Genomic DNA, 672 nt, shown 5'->3' with positions numbered 1-672 from the left:
TGCTTCAGCACGTCGAGGTTGTTCGCTGCCGCCCATTTAGGCTGCTCTGCTGCCTCGAGGCGCATCTCCTCCGTCCGGAGGTCTTCCGGAACAAATTGTAGCGCCCTGCCGTTCTGCCTCACCGCCTCGAGGCACGCCTCCTCCGTCCGGAGGTCTTCCGGAACAAATTCCAACGCCCAGCCGTCTTGCTTCACTGCTTCGAGGCGGATCTCCTCCGTCCGGAGGGCCTCCGGCACATATTCCAACGCCAGGTTTTGCCTCACCGCTTCGAGGCACATCTCACCGCTTCGAGGCACATCTCCTCCGTCCGGAGGGCGTCCGGCACATGTGCCAGCCCGCCGTTTTGCCTCACCGCTTCGAGGCAGGTTTTGCCTCACCGCTTCGAGGCACATCTCAGGCGTCTGGAGGGCTTCCGGGATACAGTATAACGCCAGGTTTTGCCTCACCGCTTCGAGGCACATCTCAGGCGTCCAGAGGGCTTCCGGCACATCTTGCAACGCACAGCCGTCTTGCTCCACCGCTTCGCGGCACATCTCAGGCGTCCGGAGGTCTTCCGGCACCCTTGCAACGCCACTTCGCCTCGAGGCAGATCTCTCGCGTCTGGAGAGCCTCAAGGCACATCTCCCGCGTCCGGAGGTCTTGCGGCACATATTTCAACGCCCTGCCGGCTTT

The 672-nt window shown here is 62.6% G+C and carries 1 protein-coding gene; it reads right to left on the bottom strand.

The window, feature by feature from the left end; all coding sequences use genetic code 11:
* The coding region (locus tag E1297_RS01450; RefSeq protein ID WP_196223112.1) for a DUF4116 domain-containing protein at nucleotides 1-533 on the bottom strand (533 nt) is incomplete at its 3' end.
* Between the last annotated feature and the right edge of the window lie 139 nt (nucleotides 534-672).

This window comes from Roseibium sp. RKSG952 (assembly GCF_009711355.1).
This window is presented reverse-complemented; position numbering and strand designations above follow the sequence as displayed.